The sequence below is a fragment of the Pseudomonas sp. Root71 genome (genome assembly GCF_001429045.1).
In the GTDB taxonomy this organism is placed as follows: domain Bacteria; phylum Pseudomonadota; class Gammaproteobacteria; order Pseudomonadales; family Pseudomonadaceae; genus Aquipseudomonas; species Aquipseudomonas monachiensis.
The window spans coordinates 104,948-122,141 of sequence record NZ_LMHY01000006.1; the positions used below are offsets into that span (position 1 = coordinate 104,948).

Annotated in this window: 18 protein-coding genes; 8 read left to right on the forward strand and 10 right to left on the reverse strand. The window is 61.5% G+C overall.

Translation table 11 applies throughout. From position 1 onward, the window contains the following. Window positions 1-20 precede the first annotated feature (20 nt). On the reverse strand, window positions 21-1,475 hold the full coding sequence (locus ASD95_RS07685) for a flavin-containing monooxygenase (protein WP_056723619.1): 1,455 nt from the start codon (window positions 1,473-1,475) through the stop codon (window positions 21-23). A gap of 198 nt (window positions 1,476-1,673) precedes the next feature. Between ASD95_RS07685 and ASD95_RS07690 the strand changes: the two genes are divergently transcribed. Beyond that, on the forward strand, window positions 1,674-2,747 hold the full coding sequence (locus ASD95_RS07690; RefSeq protein ID WP_056723621.1) for a diguanylate cyclase: 1,074 nt from the start codon (window positions 1,674-1,676) through the stop codon (window positions 2,745-2,747). 201 nt (window positions 2,748-2,948) lie between these two features. Here ASD95_RS07690 and ASD95_RS07695 read toward each other — a convergent pair whose 3' ends face one another. Next, window positions 2,949-3,818 carry an isocitrate lyase/PEP mutase family protein gene (locus ASD95_RS07695; protein ID WP_008052116.1) on the reverse strand — a complete coding sequence of 290 codons (870 nt, stop codon included), beginning with the start codon at window positions 3,816-3,818 and terminating at the stop codon, window positions 2,949-2,951. On the opposite strand from ASD95_RS07695, the gene ASD95_RS30080 reads away from it, so the two are divergent. Then, window positions 3,819-3,941, forward strand: a complete 123-nt coding sequence (locus tag ASD95_RS30080; RefSeq protein WP_263291688.1) for a hypothetical protein — start codon at window positions 3,819-3,821, stop codon at window positions 3,939-3,941. 24 nt (window positions 3,942-3,965) lie between these two features. On the opposite strand, the gene astA is transcribed toward ASD95_RS30080, so the two are convergent. Beyond that, window positions 3,966-5,000, reverse strand: coding sequence for an arginine N-succinyltransferase (gene astA, locus ASD95_RS07700; protein ID WP_056723623.1), 1,035 nt, complete (start codon window positions 4,998-5,000; stop codon window positions 3,966-3,968). 49 nt (window positions 5,001-5,049) lie between these two features. After that, the gene (locus ASD95_RS07705; RefSeq protein ID WP_056723625.1) at window positions 5,050-6,066 is read right to left on the reverse strand and encodes an arginine N-succinyltransferase; all 1,017 of its coding nucleotides are present in this window, start codon (window positions 6,064-6,066) and stop codon (window positions 5,050-5,052) included. Window positions 6,067-6,628: 562 nt separating this feature from the next. Between ASD95_RS07705 and ASD95_RS07710 the strand changes: the two genes are divergently transcribed. Both ASD95_RS07710 and cobF read left to right on the forward strand, forming a co-directional pair. Then, on the forward strand, window positions 6,629-7,201 hold the full coding sequence (locus tag ASD95_RS07710) for a histidine phosphatase family protein (RefSeq protein WP_056723628.1): 573 nt from the start codon (window positions 6,629-6,631) through the stop codon (window positions 7,199-7,201). Further along, window positions 7,201-7,956 (forward strand): precorrin-6A synthase (deacetylating), encoded by a 756-nt coding sequence (gene cobF, locus ASD95_RS07715; protein ID WP_056723630.1) that lies wholly within the window; start codon window positions 7,201-7,203, stop codon window positions 7,954-7,956. The genes ASD95_RS07710 and cobF overlap by 1 nt, the downstream gene beginning before the upstream one ends. A 149-nt stretch (window positions 7,957-8,105) precedes the next feature. Here cobF and ftrA read toward each other — a convergent pair whose 3' ends face one another. Continuing rightward, entirely contained in the window at window positions 8,106-9,080 is a 975-nt protein-coding gene (gene ftrA / locus ASD95_RS07720; protein WP_056723632.1) for a transcriptional regulator FtrA, read from the reverse strand. Between the two features lie 101 nt (window positions 9,081-9,181). Between ftrA and ASD95_RS07725 the strand changes: the two genes are divergently transcribed. Then, window positions 9,182-9,616 carry a rhodanese-like domain-containing protein gene (locus tag ASD95_RS07725; protein WP_056723634.1) on the forward strand — a complete coding sequence of 145 codons (435 nt, stop codon included), beginning with the start codon at window positions 9,182-9,184 and terminating at the stop codon, window positions 9,614-9,616. A 91-nt stretch (window positions 9,617-9,707) separates the two neighbouring features. On the opposite strand, the gene ASD95_RS07730 is transcribed toward ASD95_RS07725, so the two are convergent. After that, entirely contained in the window at window positions 9,708-10,346 is a 639-nt protein-coding gene (locus ASD95_RS07730; protein WP_056723637.1) for a type 1 glutamine amidotransferase, read from the reverse strand. 286 nt (window positions 10,347-10,632) lie between these two features. Between ASD95_RS07730 and ASD95_RS07735 the strand changes: the two genes are divergently transcribed. The 3 genes from ASD95_RS07735 to ASD95_RS07745 all read left to right on the forward strand — a co-directional run bounded on the left by ASD95_RS07735 (window position 10,633) and on the right by ASD95_RS07745 (window position 13,621). Continuing rightward, window positions 10,633-11,412, forward strand: coding sequence for an ABC transporter substrate-binding protein (locus ASD95_RS07735; protein WP_046043258.1), 780 nt, complete (start codon window positions 10,633-10,635; stop codon window positions 11,410-11,412). Between the two features lie 198 nt (window positions 11,413-11,610). Beyond that, on the forward strand, window positions 11,611-12,723 hold the full coding sequence (locus ASD95_RS07740) for a succinylglutamate desuccinylase/aspartoacylase family protein (protein WP_056723638.1): 1,113 nt from the start codon (window positions 11,611-11,613) through the stop codon (window positions 12,721-12,723). Between the two features lie 181 nt (window positions 12,724-12,904). Continuing rightward, complete coding sequence (locus ASD95_RS07745) at window positions 12,905-13,621, forward strand: alpha/beta hydrolase (protein ID WP_056723640.1); 717 nt, start codon at window positions 12,905-12,907, stop codon at window positions 13,619-13,621. 3 nt (window positions 13,622-13,624) lie between these two features. On the opposite strand, the gene ASD95_RS07750 is transcribed toward ASD95_RS07745, so the two are convergent. From ASD95_RS07750 to ASD95_RS07765, 4 genes are all read right to left on the reverse strand, one after another. Continuing rightward, the gene (locus ASD95_RS07750; protein WP_056723641.1) at window positions 13,625-14,191 is read right to left on the reverse strand and encodes a hypothetical protein; all 567 of its coding nucleotides are present in this window, start codon (window positions 14,189-14,191) and stop codon (window positions 13,625-13,627) included. 125 nt (window positions 14,192-14,316) lie between these two features. Beyond that, entirely contained in the window at window positions 14,317-15,111 is a 795-nt protein-coding gene (locus tag ASD95_RS07755; protein ID WP_056723686.1) for a hypothetical protein, read from the reverse strand. A 216-nt stretch (window positions 15,112-15,327) separates the two neighbouring features. Then, entirely contained in the window at window positions 15,328-16,509 is a 1,182-nt protein-coding gene (locus tag ASD95_RS07760) for an acetyl-CoA C-acetyltransferase (protein WP_056723643.1), read from the reverse strand. An 11-nt stretch (window positions 16,510-16,520) separates the two neighbouring features. Further along, the gene (locus ASD95_RS07765) at window positions 16,521-17,186 is read right to left on the reverse strand and encodes a CoA transferase subunit B (RefSeq protein WP_056723644.1); all 666 of its coding nucleotides are present in this window, start codon (window positions 17,184-17,186) and stop codon (window positions 16,521-16,523) included. Window positions 17,187-17,194 lie beyond the last annotated feature (8 nt).

The following is a 17,194-nucleotide window of genomic DNA, read 5'->3' on the forward strand; positions in this document are numbered from 1 at the left end:
CGCGTCTCCCTTCTATCTGCTCAGGACAATATGTGATCGGCGGGTTTCAGCGCTCGGGTCAAGCGATGAAAGCTGAAGCTGAATCCCGGAAACATGGCAATCACATGACCGCTCTTGCTTTGATACCAACTGTGGCACCCACCGGATTTCCACACGGTGCGTTCCATTTCCCGGTGGATCATTTCAGTGTAGGTACGTTCCGCCTCATGGCGAACTTCGATGCTGCGTAAACCTTGAGTCTTCACGGTGCGAATGCAATCGAGGATGTAATTCATCTGGGATTCGATGATGAACAGCGCCGAAGTGTGGCCGATGCCGGTGTTCGGTCCCGTGACGATGAACAGGTTGGGAAAGTCGGGCAGGGCGGTGCCGAGGTAGGCCCGCGGGTACTGAGCCCAGACCTCCTTGAGACGGGTGCCGTCCTTGCCCGTTACCGGGTAGGAAATCACCCCGTCGGTGGCATCGTAGCCGGTGGACCAGACGATCAGGTCCAGGTCGATGTGCTGGCCGTCCAGGGTCACGATGCCGGTTTCGTCGATGGACGCGATGCCTTGCTCGCGCCCGTGTAGCGTCACGTTACTGCGCGCCAGGGTCGGGTACAGCGTGCTGGACAGGATTACCCGTTTGCAGCCGATGGTGTAGTCCGGAGTCAGCTTGCGCCGCAGTTCGGCGTCCGGCACCTGGCGTTTGAGAAAGCGCAGGGCCTGGCGCTGGACCATGTGCACCGCCGGTTTCGAATACTTGAAGGCAATCACCCGGGTTTCGAATTGCCAGTAGATCCCCCAGCGCAGCAGCTTGTAGGCCGGCTTGAATCCCAACAGCCAGCGCTGGAAACGGCCAAAGCGGCGGTCAGCCCGGGGCAGCACCCAGTGAGGCGTGCGCTGGAATACATGCAAGTGCCCGACGTCCGGAGCGATGGCCGGAATGACCTGGGCCGCACTGGCGCCGCTGCCGACGATGGCCACGCGTTTTTGCCGGTAGTCGTAGTGGTGATCCCAGTTGTTAGTGTGGAACGTCTTGCCCTGGAAGCGTTCCTGTCCGTCGAAGCGCGGGACCACCGGTTGACTCAGCGGCCCGGTCGCGTTGATCAGGAACTGCGCGCAATACGTGCCTTTGTCGGTTGTGTATACCGTCCAGCGTCTGTTGGTGTCGTCCCATTCGACGCGCTCGACATTGGCGCCCAGTTCCACCTTGTCGCGCAGGCCGAAGTGTTCCACCACGTGGCGGGTATAGCGGTGCAGTTCGGCCTGTTCGGCGAACATTTGTTTCCAGTGATACGGAGCAAAAGACAGGGAGTACAGTGGCGAGGGCACGTCGACTGCCGCGCCGGGGTAGGTGTTCTGGCACCAGGTGCCGCCGAAGAAATCCCGCCGCTCCAGCAGGCGAAAATCGTCGATGCCGGCCTTGAGCAAATTGATTGCTGCACATTGGCCGCCAAACCCGCTGCCGATGATCAATACTTGAAAGGTCTGCATGGGCCTCCTCTTATGGTCATCGATCAACCCCTTCTTTCATGTATAGCCGTTTCCGGGGTGAGGCTTTTGCTTTTATGTGAGCGTGATGTCGCGATATTCAGCCTGTCAGCCGGTGATGGCTATTTAATCTCACCCTGATAGACTCCAGCGCACAGGCACAGGCTGTAATCGCATTCCGTCGAGTGGCACAGAGGCCCTATGGCAAAAGCGGGAGGAAAAGGAGCTTCATTGGCCAGGAGGCTCTATACATCGCGGACCCTGGGGTTGGCCCTGGGGTTGGTGTGCGTGAGCGCGGCAATGTATCCACTCGATCCGGCGCCCTGGGTCTGGGGTTTCATGTGGTTCAATGGCCTGGTCTGGCCGCATCTGGCTTACCAATGGGCGCGCCGGGCCAGGACGCCCTATCATGCCGAACACCGCAATCTGCTGATCGATGCCTTTCTCGGCGGCTTCTGGATTGCCGCGATGCAATTCAATCCACTGCCCAGCGCGACCACCATTTCCATGATGGCCATGAACAACGTGGCCATCGGCGGCTTGCGCTTCCTGCTGGCCGGGACAGCCGCGCAAATCCTCGGCGTGCTCGTTGGCCTGCGGATTTTCGCCCCGGCGTTCATTCCTGCCACCAGCGCAGTGCAGCTCTATGCCTGTTTGCCGTTGCTGTGCCTGTATCCACTGGCGCTGGGCTGGATCTGCTTCCGCCAGGCCCATACGCTCGGCTGTCAGAAGCGTGAACTGCTGGCACTGAGCCGCACCGATAGCCTGACAGGCCTGCTGAACCATGGCACCTGGAAGGACCAGCTGGAGATCGAGTTCCAGCGTTGCAAACGCCAGCAAAAAGGTGGGGCGATCGCCCTGATCGACATCGACCATTTCAAGGCGATCAACGACACTTACGGCCATGTTGCCGGCGACATCGTCTTGCGTCAGTTGAGCAAAATGCTCAAGCAGAACCTGCGGGCGACTGATGTGGCAGGGCGCTACGGCGGTGACGAGTTCTGCGTGATCCTTCCGGACCTGCCCCTGAACCGCGCCATCGCCGTCATGGATGCCCTGCGTGATCGCTTCGCCACCTTGGGCTACGAGCAGAATCCGGCGCTGAAAGTCAGCCTGAGCATCGGCCTGGCGTCATTCAACCCGGCCCACGCCGACGCGACGCTTTGGCTCAATGACGCCGATCATGCGTTGTATGAAGCCAAGACCACCGGGCGCAATCGAGTGATCTGCTGCGGTAACGGCAAACCCCATCGCGAACTGCTCGACTCGGTGTGACTGTCTAGCGCAAGACATTTGTGCCCGCGATGACGGGGTGTCAGTCGGCAGGGATGCTGGATGTGATGGCCTATTCGCGAGCAAGCCCGCTCCCACAGTTGATTTCTGTTGAACACAAATCTTGTACTCACTCCGAATCCCTGTGGGAGCGGGCTTGCTCCGGGCGGCGATCCGACGAAGGCGGCGTGTCGGTTTAAACGGTCATTCCTTGACGCTCATGAATTCTTCCGCGAAGCGGATGTATTCCTCGGGTTGCGTGTAGGTGTGCGTCAGCTCGGTGGCGCTCAGGTCCGAGGTCTGGGTGAGGATCTGGCGTTGTTCGCGCAGGCTGTCGTAGGTCGCCTTGATCGCGGCGAAGTAGGCGCCATGGCCGTCGATGGTCACGCGCACACCCAATTCGGCCAGGCGCTTGTCATCGCGTAGCAGCGGGTTGCCATAGGTCACCAGCATCAGTGGCACGCTCAGGTGCTCGGCGATCTGCTCCAGATGGTCGAAGTCCTTGATGCCCACCATGCAGATCCCGTCGGCGCCGGCGCTCTGGTATTGCCGGGTGCGGCTGATGATTTCCTGCACCGGCAGAATCCCGGCATGGGTGCGGGCGATGATTGCCATTTCCGAATCGCAGCGGGCTTCGAGCGCTGCGCGGATCTTGCCGACGCCTTCGGCGACCGTGATCAGGTCGGTGGATTTGCGGCCGAACTGCGCGGGCAGCAGGGTGTCTTCGATGGTCAGCGCGGCGACGCCGGCCCGTTCGAGTTCGACGATGGTGCGCATGACGTTGAGCGCGTTGCCGTAGCCGTGGTCGGCGTCGGCGATCACCGGCAACTGGGCGACACGGCCGATGCGGGTGGCCTGTTCAGCGAATTCGCTGAGGGTGATCAGGGCAAAGTCGGGGGCGCCCAGCACTTGCAGCGAGGCGACCGAACCGCCGAGGATCCCGACTTCGAAGCCCAGGTCGGCGGCGATGCGGGCCGACATCGGGTCGAACACCGAGGCCGTGTGGTAGCAGGTGTCGGAGGCGAACAGTTGGCGAAAATTGCGGCGCAAGTCTTGATGGGAAAGCCTGGACATATGAGTTCCACCAATGGAATGGAATGGAAGGGCTTGAGCAAAAGTGTCAACGCCGAAGAGATAAAAGGCTATCACGCGCGCCAGGGGAGAATGATGACGAATTTGCTGGATCAGGCCGATTGACGTCGCAGCGATGGAACTGATAAGTCACGCCGCCACAGCCTGTTGCCGCTGGTCAAGCAGCGGTACGGCTCGCACCGAGTCACCGGGTTGCAACTGCAGGCGCTTGGCGGTCAGGCGATCAACCACCAGGCTATTGCCCACCTGTCGGGCCGGGGCGCAGGTAATGCGACAGTTTTCCAGGCGGCGGTTGTGAATCAGCCAGAGGGGCGCTTTCTCGTCCGGCGAGCCGATGGCCAGTGACAGCGGCCGGCTGTCGCGCACGGTGCGGATCGCGGAAACCGGGGCTTCGATGACCGGCCCGCCGTCGAAGATATCGATGTAGCCCTTGTGGGCAAAACCCTCGGCGCTGAGGATTTTCAGGGCCGGTTCGGTATTGGGGTGGGCCTTGCCGATCACTGCCTGGGCCTGTTCGGTGAGCAGGCAAGTGTACAGCGGCTGGCGCGGCATCAGTTCGGCGATGAAGGATCTGTTGCCCTGCCCGGACAAGTGATCGGCGTGGCTGAATTCCATCTTGAAAAAATGCCGGCCGAGGCTGTCCCAGAACGGCGAGCCGCCGCGTTCGTCGGCACTGCCGCGTAGTTCGGCGATGATCCGGTTGCCGAACAGCTGGGTAAACTCGGCCACAAATAACAGGCGCCCGAGGGAAAGCAAACGGCCGTTGCTGCCCTGACGCTGATCGGGGCGCAGGTACAACGAGCAGATCTCCGATTGCCCGGTCAATTCATTGCTCAGGAACAGGGTCGGGATCTGGCGCTGGATGCCCAGGTCCACCGAAGCGCTGACTGTCAGTCCGACCCGGTAGTTGTACCAGGGCTCGCGCAGGCCAACACCACCCGTCAGGGCGCTGACGCCCATCACTTGTTGCTCGTCGTCCTCAAGCACGAATAGATAATCGGCATCGGCCCGATCGACCTGCCCGGCGAAGGTGCGTTGGGCCCAGCGAATCCGGTTGGCCAGGCGTTCTTCGTCGGCCGGCAGGCTGGTAAGCCCCGGAACGGCCTGACGCACCAGCGTGAACAGGGCGGGCAGGTCGGTGATCTGGACCGGACGAACAATCATGCGGTGGTTCCTTGTGCGCGTGTGCCCGGGCGTTGAATCTGCTGAGTGTTCACAGGGCAACCAGCCTGATGGGGCTGCCCTCGGTCACCTTCAGCGCCTCGCACATGGCGGTGTCCAGGGTCACGGGTTGCCCGGGGATGTAATCAAGATCGGCGACGATGGCCCGATAATCCTTCAGTGAATCGTTGCTCACCAGAAATCTGCCACGAGCATCGATCACCAGGCCAGGCTGGGTTACGCCGCACTGGCTGTGGGTGATGGAGCGAATGCCCGAGGTGCGCGCGAAGAGTGTCGGGCCGCCATCGAACAGATCGATGTAGCTGTTGGTTTCGAAGCCTTCCCGTTCGAGGATATCGAAGGCTTCCTGGCCATCGGGGTGGATGCTGCCGATGCAGTCCTGTGCCGCCTGGGGCAGCATGGGCACGTAGATCGGATACTGCGGCATCAGTTCGGCGAGAAAGCTGCGGTTTTGCAAGCCGCAAAGCCGTTCGGCCTCGATGTAGGGCAGGTCGAAGAAATGCTTGCCCACGGCGTCCCAAAATGGCGAGTGGCCTTCATCACTGCTGTAGCCGACGATCTCGGTGATCACCGTGTCGGAAAAACGCCGGGCGTGGGCGGCGACGAACAGCAGGCGCGCCCGCGACAGCAGTTCGGAATGCGCGCTGCGCACCTGCGCGGCATCGATATGGAAGCCTCGCAGCAAGGTGTGGCCACTGAGGTCGTGACACAACGACAGGGCCGGAACGCCGTGCTCGATGTTCAGTTCCCGCGAGGCACTGTTGAAGTGCCGGTTGCGCAGGCTGTAGAACGGCTCGTCGTACCCGGCCGTGGCGAGGATTTCCGAGCAGCCGGCCAGGTATCGTGTCGTCAGGTCTTCGAGTACAAAGAAATAGTTTTCCGCGCCATGAGCCTGAACGTCCTTTTCGAACGAGGCACAGGAATCGAGGATTTTTCCGCGTAACCGTTCGCTGTCGTCGGGCAGGGACGTGACGCCCACGAGGCTTTCACGTGCCAGCCTCTGCAACTGGGGCAGGTCGGCCAACTCGACTGGACGCAAGACCAGCATGGAGACACTCCTGTATCAAACGATTCGGCGATCGAGCCGAACCTGACTATCACTGTCGGTTTTTCCACACATTAAATCGGTGGTCGTCTGAACGTTGTCAGGCGCCACGCTTTTTCTTATCGGATATTTCCTGGGATCGACCGCATTAAACGAGGAACAGGCGGCTCGGCCGCAGGCGATGCCTGGCCAGGTGCTTTGAACGGGGGGTCGACAAAAGGCATCCGGGCTCCTGCTGGATGAACGTGGCAAGTGTTTTAACAGTCCGTTGAAAGGAGTATTTGATCATCGCGTACTGCCTGTCTAGTGAATTTTCATGTGCTTTGCTCGTGCCCGAAAAAGGGGCGAAATGCCTGTACCAAAGGGCTACGGCGATGTCGTAAAGTCTTGTAGGCGATTGCCTGCATTACGGTCAGCCATGACAGAAAATCTGGCAGGAAATGACTGAAGGAATCCGTTTCAAGCAGGAAAATTAAACACCCCCCGGGCCTGCTGTGTTGCGGCACAATTGCGCGATGGCGGTCACCTTACGCCGTCGTTCCTTTCCACCCCGGAGTGATTGCTGGTGCAGGCAACCCGTTTAACCCTGATTTGCCACGCGCGAACCGTCGCACAGAAATTGGCGCGTTTTCCTCTGGACGAACCTCTGGAGATGGATTGGCAAGCGCTCAGGCTGTCCCGTTGCAAACAGTTCAAGGGCGCTCCGCGTCTTGTCTGCGGCCCGGAGTTGCGCACCCGGCAAACCGCTGAACTGTTCGGCAGCGCACCGGAGATTGTCGACGCCTTGAGGGACTGCGACTTCGGGCGTTGGGGTGGTGTGCGCATCGGTGAGCTGCAAAAAACCGCAGCCCTGGTGCTCCAGGATTGGCTGGACGATCCGGCTTCGGCGCCCCACGGTGGTGAGTCGCGGGTGCAACTGGAGGAGCGGGTTGGCGCGTGGTTGACAACCTTGCAATCGACGCCGGGGCACATCGCTGCCGTTACCCATCCCTTTGTCATCCGTGCCGCGCTGACGCAGGTGTTGCAGGGGGCAGCGTCCAGCCTGATCGACGTCGAGCCCCTGTCGGCTGTCGAGTTGCGGTTCCATGGTTGCTGGCGGCTGCGTTTGCCGGGCACCGACCCCGAGGACTTGCTGTGATGAAAAAACTCCTGGTCATCGGGATCGGTGCCGGCAACCCCGACTACATCACGATGCAAGCAGTGAAGGCGTTGAATCAGGTCGATGTTTTTTTTCTCATGGATAAGGGCCAGGACAAAGACAAACTCATCGATCTGCGCCGCGAAATCTGCTCACGCTACATCACCGGCCACGATTACCGTTTTGTCGAAGCCCACAGCCCTGAGCGCGAGCGCGGTGAGGTGGACTACAAGACCAGTGTCGACGACTTGAACCTGGCCAAGCAACAAACCTTCGAACGGCTGATCAACGAGGAGCTTTCCGACAGCCAGTGCGGCGGTTTTCTGGTGTGGGGCGACCCCGCGTTGTACGACAGCACGATCCGTATCCTTCAGGCGATCCAGGCCTCTGGCGCCTGTGGGTTCGAGTTCGAGGTGATCCCCGGCATTACCAGCGTCCAGGCGTTGGCGGCCCGACACAAGGTGCCGCTCAACCAGATTGGCCGCTCCGTTGAAATCACCACCGGCCGGCGTCTGGCGGCAGGGCAGGTGAGCGATGCCGACAGCCTGGTGGTGATGCTCGATGCTCAGGATGCTTACCATCAGGTGGTGGATCAGGACACCGAGATTTACTGGGGGGCCTATCTGGGGACGCCGGATGAAATCCTGATCCGCGGCAAGCTCAAGGATGTGGCGGATGAAATCGAACGGGTGCGCAAGGCTGCAAGGCTGGCCAATGGCTGGATCATGGATACCTATCTGTTGCGTAAGCTTTGATCGGTCGGTGACCGGGCTGACGCCTTCGCGAGCAAGCCCGCTCCCACAGGGATCTGCTGCACTGCACAGATGGTGTGAACAACACAAAAACCTGTGGGAGCGGCGATGCGGCGATCCGACTTGCTCGCGAAGGGGCCCTTGAGAACAGCTCAAGAAATAGCATTACTCCCACGCCCAAACCGCTCCCGATACACCGAAGGCGGTACGCCAACCACCGTTCGAAAGGCCACCCGGAAGCTTTCCACCGAACGATAACCACAACGTTCGGCAATCTGCTCGGTGTTCTGGTCGCTGCTTTCCAGCAGTTCGCGGGCGCGGCCCAGACGTTCGTGCTGTAACCAGGTTTTCGGTGACTGGCCGCTGGCTTCGGTGAAGCGACGCAGGAAGGTGCGTTCGCTCATGGCGGCTTCACTGGCCAGGTCGCGCACCTCCAGCGGCTCGTGCAAACGCTCACGTGCCCACTGCATGACGCGGGAAAGATCGCTACGCGGTGCAGGACTGACCGGCGTTGGAATGAATTGCGCCTGGCCACCGCTGCGTTGCGGCGACATGACCAGGCGCCTGGCCACGGAATTGGCCACCTGGGTGCCGAAATCCCGTGCCACCAGGTGCAGGCAGGCATCGATGCCTGCCGCGCTGCCGGCGGAGGTGATCAATTGGCCGGAATCGACATACAGCACGTCCGGGTCCACGAGGATGCCGGGAAAGCGCTCGGCCAGTTCCGAGGTATAGCGCCAATGCGTGGTCGCGCCGTGCCCGTCGAGCAACCCGGTGGCGGCGAGGACGAAAACACCGGAGCAGATCGACAGCAACCGCGCCCCCCGGGCATGGGCCTGGCGCAGGGCGGCGATCAGTTCCGCCGGCACCGTGGCGCTACGGTCGCGCCAACCGGGAATGATGATGGTGCGGGCATTGGCGAGCAATTCCATGCCGCCATCGGCCAGTACCTGGATGCCGCCCATGGCACGCATCGGGCCTTGATCGACCGCGACGATACAATGCTCGTACCACGGAAAATCGAATTCAGGCCGTGGCAGGCCGAAGATCTCCACGGCAATGCCGAACTCGAAGGTGCAGAGGCCGTCGTAGGCCAGAATCGCGACCGTTCCTGGGGTGGGGTGCATTTGGCGGAAAGTTCCCGGTAGGTGTCTTGTACGCCACTGTAGCCGCAAGCGGCTGGCGGATAAAGTCTTCCCACACCCACCGCTTCTTTGGAGTAGAGCCCATGACCAGCCTGGTCCGCGAAATCCCCGCTGCCCCTTCGGCCATCGCCCTGATGCATTTCAGCAACCGTCTGACCTTCGAAACCGATTGTTCCGACGTCCACGGCAGCCAGCAGGCTGGCGAAGTCGATTTCATTCTGGTGGATGTTCGTGGCCCTCTGGCGTTCGAACGCGGGCATGTACCGGGAGCGATCAACATTCCCGGGCGCTTGCTGAATGCCGAAGGTTTGGCGGGTTATCCGAAAAACAGCCTGTTCGTGGTGTATTGCGCCGGGCCTCACTGCAACGGTGCCAACAAGGCGGCGGTGAAACTGGCGGCCCTGGGTTATCCGGTCAAGGAGATGATCGGCGGCGTGACCGGATGGCTGGATGAAGGGTTTGAGTTGAGTGCCGGGGTGCCGCGGCAAACCAGCCGCGTGGTCGGTTGCGAGTGTTGATGTAACCGAAAAGATCGCAGGCTGCGCCAGCTCCTACATTGGATTGCGTTGCCTGTAGGAGCTGGCGCAGCCTGCGATCTTTTGATCTGCATTATTCATTTCCCGCCGCCCACCACTCATCCAGTGTCGCCTGCAACCACGCCAACACATCGGCGTAGGCCGCATCGTCCTGCGGCTCCCGAGGCAACGGCGACTCATCGCCAAAGTGCGCATTGAGCATGGCCACCGACTCGGCGTTCCACTCCGGATGAAACTGCAGCCCCAGCCGCGTCGGCCCGGCGCGGTACATCTGCTGCACGCAGTGCGCGCTGCTGGCCAACAGCTGCGCGGCAGGCGGCAGGTCGATGGCGTCTTCGTGCCACTCCAGCACCTTCAGCGTTTGCCCATCGATAAAGCTCACGTTGGTCCATCCGGTTTCGGTCCGGTCCATCCGCCGTACATTCCCGCCCAGGCTCAGCGCCAGCAACTGTGCTCCCAGGCATATCGCGAACACGGCCGCGTGCTGATCCAGCGAGCCTCTGAGCCATTGCCGTTCGGCTTCCAGCCAGGCCGGGCCGGCATTGGATTCATAAGGCCCGCCCAACAGGATCACCGGATCGGCGCTGACCGGCGGCAATTGGCCGAGGTCGGCGCGAAACACCTTCAGCGCCAGCCCTCGGGATTCGGCCCAGATGCCGATGGCGCCCGGACCTTCGGCGGGGTGGTGCTGGATCAGGTTCAACGTGGGCATCAAGCTACTCTCGATGGGACACAAGGGCGCTCAATGTGCCGCAAAACACCGGGCATAGCCAGTCGACCCGTTCTGTCGGATGACGCCTGAAAACCTGGTCATGGCGCGTTCACCTCGACGCCTCCCTCCGGCTGCCACTTTTCTGTAAATATTTGTCGCCTCGGCGTAATTTGCCCTCCTGTAGCCGCTCTAGACTGCCGGCCACTTCGGTTCCTGCTCACGAAGCGATGACCGAACGCTGCCAATCGAAGCTGCCAATAAAAGCCTCCGCACACAGGAGTTATAAATGAAGAAGCTAGTGATGTTCGGTGCCCTGGCACTGTCGATGTTGTCCCTGACCGCCGTGGCCGAAGACGCCAAGCCGATCCGTATCGGTATCGAAGCCGGCTACCCGCCATTCTCGATGAAAACCCCTGACGGCAAACTCACCGGTTTCGACGTGGATATCGGCGATGCGCTGTGCGAGCAGATGAAAGTCAAGTGCACCTGGGTCGAGCAAGAGTTCGACGGTTTGATCCCGGCGCTGAAGGTCAAGAAAATCGACGCCATCCTGTCGTCCATGACCATCACTGACGACCGCAAGAAGAACGTCGATTTCACCATCAAGTACTACCACACCCCGGCACGCTTCGTGATGAAGGAAGGCACCGACGTCAAGGACCCGCTGACCGAGCTCAAGGGCAAGAAAGTCGGTGTGCTGCGCGCCAGTACCCACGACCGCTTCGCCACTGAAGTGCTGCAACCGGCGGGCATTGTCCTGGTGCGCTACGGCTCCCAGCAGGAAGCCAACCTGGACATGGTCTCCGGCCGCATTGACGCGCTGCTGGCCGACTCGGTCAACCTGGACGACGGTTTCCTGAAAACCGACGCCGGTAAAGGTTTTGCCTTCGTTGGCCCAGAGTACAACGATCCGAAATACTTCGGTGGCGGCGCCGGCATTGCCGTGCGCAAGGGCGATACCGCCCTGGCCGAGAAATTCAACACAGCGATCACCGAAATCCGCGCCAACGGCAAGTACAAGCAAGTGCAGGACAAGTATTTCAAGTTTGACGTTTACGGCGAGTAATCCAACCGTTTGGAAAAGTGGCAACCGTCAGACGCGGTTGCCATTTTTTTTGTGCTTCTTCTATTGAAACGAGATACCTGTGGGAGCGGGCTTGCTCGCGAAGGCGTCGTGTCAGGCAACAGAGATGTTGAATGTACCGACGCCTTCGCGAGCAAGCCCGCTCCCACAATGGTGACCTTGCTATTCAGGAGTATTTCCATGCAACGCATCGACCACAAACTGCCCTGGAGCCACTTGGGCAGCGAGCGCACCCTCAGCGTGTTCCGTTATGGCGCGGGCACGCGCAAGGTGTACATCCAGGCCAGCTTGCACGCCGACGAATTGCCGGGCATGCGCACCGCCTGGGAGTTGAAGAAACGCCTGACCGAACTGGAACAACTGGGACAATTGAAGGGTGTGATCGAACTGGTGCCGGTGGCCAATCCCATTGGCCTCGACCAGCACTTGCAAGGCAGCCACCTGGGGCGCTTCGAGCTCGGCAGCGGCAAGAACTTCAACCGTTCGTTCGTCGAACTCAGTGCGCCGGTGGCCGAGTTGATCGGTGATCGCCTGGGTGCCGACGCCCAGGCCAACATCGCGCTGATTCGCCAGGCCATGGGCGAGGTCCTCGACGGCTTGCCGGCAGCGCCATCGCAGCTGGAAGCCATGCACCGCCTGTTGCTGCGCCATGCCTGCGACGCCGACATCACCCTCGACCTGCATTGCGATTTCGACGCTGCGATCCACATCTATGCGTTGCCGCAGCACTGGCCGCAGTGGCAATCCCTGGCGGCGCGCTTGAAGGCCGGTGTGGCGTTGTTGTGTGAAGACTCCGGCGGCAGTTCGTTCGATGAGTCCTGCTCTTCGCCATGGTTGCGCCTGGCCAGGGCGTTCCCGGCGGCGGCGATTCCACCGGCCAACCTGGCGACCACCCTGGAACTGGGCAGCATGGGCGACACTCGGGTCGACCAGGCCCAGGCCAATTGCGAGGCCATTCTCGGGTTCCTCGCCGAGCAAGGATTCATCTCCGGCACCTGGCCGGCGGCACCGGCTGAATGCTGTGAGGGCATGCCATTCGAAGGCACCCAATACCTGTTCGCCCCGCATCACGGCGTGGTCAGTTTCCTGCGTGAAGCCGGGGAATGGGTGGAGAAGGGCGATGCGCTGTTCGAGGTGGTCGACCCGTTGAACGACAAGGTCACCACCGTGCAGGCCGGCACCAGCGGTGTGCTGTTCGCCATCGACCGTGGGCGCTACACCCACCCAGGCAGTTGGCAGGCGAAGGTCGCCGGGCGCGAGCCGATTCGGGTGGGCAAGTTGATCAACGACTGATTCAGAAATTTCGCAGGCTGTTCGGGCCTCTTCGCGGGCAAGCCCGCTCCCACAGGGTTTACGCGATTCTTGTGGGAGCGGGCTTGCTCGCGAAGGCGGCATCCGCCACGCCCGAGATGTTCCTGCCTACTGACCAGTGTTAGGCTCTTCCCCGAATCCTGCATTCAGTGAAGGAAGACCCATGTTGAAGATGCTCGCGCTGCTCACGCTCCTGCTATCCACCGCTGTCCACGCTCAAACCCCTCTGCAAACCGATTTGCCGCTCAAGTACCTGGCGCAGGCCAACGCCGATTCGAACCATCAACCCCTGGTGATTTTCCTCCACGGTTACGGCAGTAACGAGCAGGACCTGTTCGGTATCAAGGATGACTTGCCCGCGTCCTACACCTTCCTGTCGGTGCGGGCGCCGATGGTGATGCAGGAGGGTAGTTACCAGTGGTTTCGCAAGAAGGGTGAAGGGGCCTACAACGGCGAGACCGATGATCTGAAGGCCAGCGGCCAGTTGCTGCTGGACTTCGTCGCACAGGCCACGAAGAAATATCACACCGAACCCGAGAAGGTGTTCCTGGTCGGTTTCAGCCAGGGTGCGATCATGTCCTACGAAACAGGCCTGCGCCATCCCGAGGCGTTCGGTGGGATCGCTGCGTTGAGTGGGCGGATTCTGCCGGTGCTCAAGTCCGAGCTCCAACCGGATGAAAAACGCCAGTCCCTGGCGATTTTCATCGGTCATGGCGAGCAGGACAAACGCCTGCCATTGAGCGACGGCACCGAAGCCAACAGCCTGCTGCAGAGCGTGTCACTCGAACCCGAGTTTCACGCCTACCCCGGTGTCGGTCACAGTATCAGCGCCGACGAGATACAGGACTTGAGCGCCTGGTTGCAGCGCCTCAACCCCTGAGGTTCATTTTCCGCTGACGATCTGTTTGATCAGGGTTTCGTGGGCCGCCATGTCGCCTGGGCGGGAAATCACCTGGATCACCGCCATGCGAGTGCCGGATGCGGCCATCAGCGTGGTGGTGAGGGTCATGCCACCGCCCTGCGTGGCAGTGCCGTCGATCTGGCGCAGGCCCAGCCCGGTTGTACGGGTCAGCGCTTTCTCGCTGAGCTTGTTGTAGTCGGGCAGGGATTTGTGTTGCGCCGCTTCGAAATCGGCCGCGGTGCCGTCGAGGAACCCGCCGTCGTTGTCCTTGACGCTGACACCGTTGGGCAGGGTGTTTTCGGCGGCGATCACCACGGTCTTGGTGGTCTCGTTACTGTACAGGGTGCCGCTGGCACCGTCCGGGCTGGCCGGCAGCGGGTTGGCGATGAAACCCTTGGGCAGGTTGAAGGTGAACTTGCTGCCGAGCATCGAGACTTTGTGGGCGGGCGCAGCACTGGACGTGGCCTTGGCGGCCTGCGCATTCAAAGCCCCAAGGCCGGTAGCGGCGGCCAGCAGCAGGACAAGGGCTTTCTTACTCAACAATGACATCGGGATCTCCAGGGATGGGCGCGCAGTGGGGGCGATCATCCCATGGAGGTTGCGATGCATTCCAGTGTGCTCTACTCAGCGGTCGCTGGGGCGGGCATCATCCTGGCCCGATGACCTGATGCAGCTTAGCGTTTGATGACTGCTCCCTCGGTGTCCGTCACCGGGCCAACCGGCCGCGCCAGCAGGCGTTTGGTCACGCCCAGCATGGCCACCGATACCGCGACTCCCAGCACAAAAGCGTTCATTCCCATCGTTGGCAGGGCCAGCGCCAACACCAGGCAGAAGGCGGCGAACGAGTACATGCCGGTGGCGGTGGCGCGCAGCAACGCGGCGGTAAAGGCCGGGCCACGGGTTTGCTGGGAGAACACCGCCATCACGCTGCCTAATACCGGGAACACCGCCAGCAGGCCGCTCCAGCGGTCGCCAACGGTGCTGGCCAACAGCGTGACAACCAGGGTGAGCAATGCACCGGCCATCATGCGCAACAGGAGCTTGTCGGATTTCGGTGCCGGGCCACTGAGCACCGGTTGCACGGTGGGGAACAGGTACGGTGCGGCGAGCAGCGCGGTGGCGGCGGCGCACACCGAGAACACCAGGGAGGCCGGGATCAGCGACAGGACAACCGCCACCAGTGCCCAGACCGAGAGCGAGATCACCAGCGCCAGCGGCCATCCGGCCCGTTGTGCGACCTGGGCGTAGGTCACGCAGAACGCAATCATCGCGAACATGGCTGACAGCGCGGCAGTGGCCGATTGCGCGGCGAACGCCTGGCCTTGTTCGAGGGCGAGGAACAACAGGATCGGCCCGACCACCACCGGCAACCCCGACAACCAACCGGCCACGCTCGGCCCCCAGCGTTTACCAGCCAGGGAAATCAGTAGCAGGAAGCCTGGGATCAACAGCAACTTGAGGATCAACACGCGCACGTCTCCGACCTGTGTGAGGTGGCAACGGTAGCATTGCATCGGGTGGATTGCTTTATGTGTTCGCGAGTTTTGTATACAAAAATCAAACCCGCTGGAAATGAAAAACCCAGGCAAAAAAGAACCCGGTGCGACTTGCATCGCACCGGGTGTTTTTCCAGACAGATCACGGATCTTCGTGGGTCCCCGCGCCGTCTGTTGAACGCTGTTGGCTTACGCCCTTTCGAGCGCCAGCGCTACGCCCTGACCACCACCGATACACAGGGTGGCGAGGCCTTTTTTGGCGTCACGCTTGAGCATTTCATGCAGCAGGGTCACCAGCACGCGGCAACCCGAGGCACCGATCGGGTGACCCAGGGCAATGGCGCCGCCGTTGACGTTGACCTTGTTCAAGTCCCATTCCAGGTCCTTGGCCACCGCCAGCGATTGCGCGGCGAAGGCTTCGTTGGCTTCAATCAGCTCAAGCTGGTCGATGTTCCAGCCGGCCTTGTCCAGGCAGCGGCGGGTGGCCGACACCGGGCCGATGCCCATGATCGCCGGGTCGACACCCGCGTTGGCGTAGGCGGCGATTTTTGCAAGGACCGGCAGGCCCAGGGCCTTGGCCTTTTCGGCGCTCATCAGGATCACGGCCGCGGCACCGTCGTTCAGCGACGAGGCGTTACCGGCGGTCACCGAGCCGTCCTTCTTGAAGGCGGCTTTGAGTTTGCCCAGGGATTCGGCGGTGGTGCCGGCCCGTGGCTGTTCGTCGGTGGCGAAGGACAGCGGATCGCCCTTGCGCTGCGGGATCAGGATCGGGGTGATTTCATCGACAAAGCGCCCGGCTTCGATGGCGGCCACGGCTTTCTGCTGCGAGGCGGCGGCGAACGCGTCCTGCTGCTCGCGAGTCAGGCTGTATTTCTCAACCAGGTTCTCGGCGGTGATGCCCATGTGGTAATCGTTGAACGCGTCCCACAGGCCATCGCTGATCATGGTGTCGACGATTTGCCCGTTGCCCATGCGCAGGCCGGTGCGGGCACCGGGCATGACGTAGTTGGCCAGGCTCATGTTTTCCTGGCCACCGGCGATGATCACCTCGGCGTCGCCGCAGCGAATCGCCTGGGCGCCCAGGTGCAATGCTTTAAGACCGGAGCCGCAGACCTTGTTCAGGGTCATGGCCGGTACGGCGAAGGGCAGGCCGGCCTTGATCGCGGCCTGGCGCGCAGGGTTTTGCCCGGCGCCGGCGGTCAGCACCTGGCCCATGATCACTTCATCGACCTGCGCAGGATCCAGGCCGGTTTGCGCCAGCAACTGACGGATCACCGCAGCGCCCAGGTCAACCGCGGACACATTGGCCAGGGATCCCTGGAAGCTGCCGATCGCGGTGCGCGTGGCGGCAACAATGACGACTTCTTGCATGGAATGATTCCTCACTGGGCAGCGAACTGCATTTCCGGCACGTGGTCCGGCACGATCAGTTTACCGGCAGTCTTGGCGACGATCTCTTCGACGCTGACACCCGGCGCACGTTCTTTGAGAATGAACGCGCCGTTTTCGATTTCCAGGTAGGCCAGGTCGGTCAGCACACGCTTGATGCACCCGGCGCCGGTCAGCGGCAGGCTGCATTGGTCCAGCAGCTTGGACTCACCATCCTTGGAGGCGTGGGTCATGATGACGATAATGTTGTCGGCGCCGGCCACCAGGTCCATCGCGCCGCCCATGCCCTTGACCAGTTTGCCGGGGATCATCCACGAGGCGATGTTGCCTTGCACGTCCACTTCAAAGGCGCCCAGCACGGTCAGGTCGACATGACCACCGCGGATCATCGCGAAGGACTCGGCGGAGGAGAAAATCGACGCGCCGGTACGGGCGGTCACGGTTTGCTTGCCGGCGTTGATCATGTCGGCATCGATGGTTTCTTCGGTAGGAAACGGACCCATGCCCAGCAGGCCGTTTTCCGACTGCAGCATGACTTCCATGCCTTCGGGGATGTAGTTGGCGACCAGGGTCGGAATGCCGATGCCCAGGTTCACGTAGAAGCCGTCCTGCATTTCGCGGGCGACGCGTTGAGCCATTTGTTCGCGGGAAAGTGCCATTGTCGTTA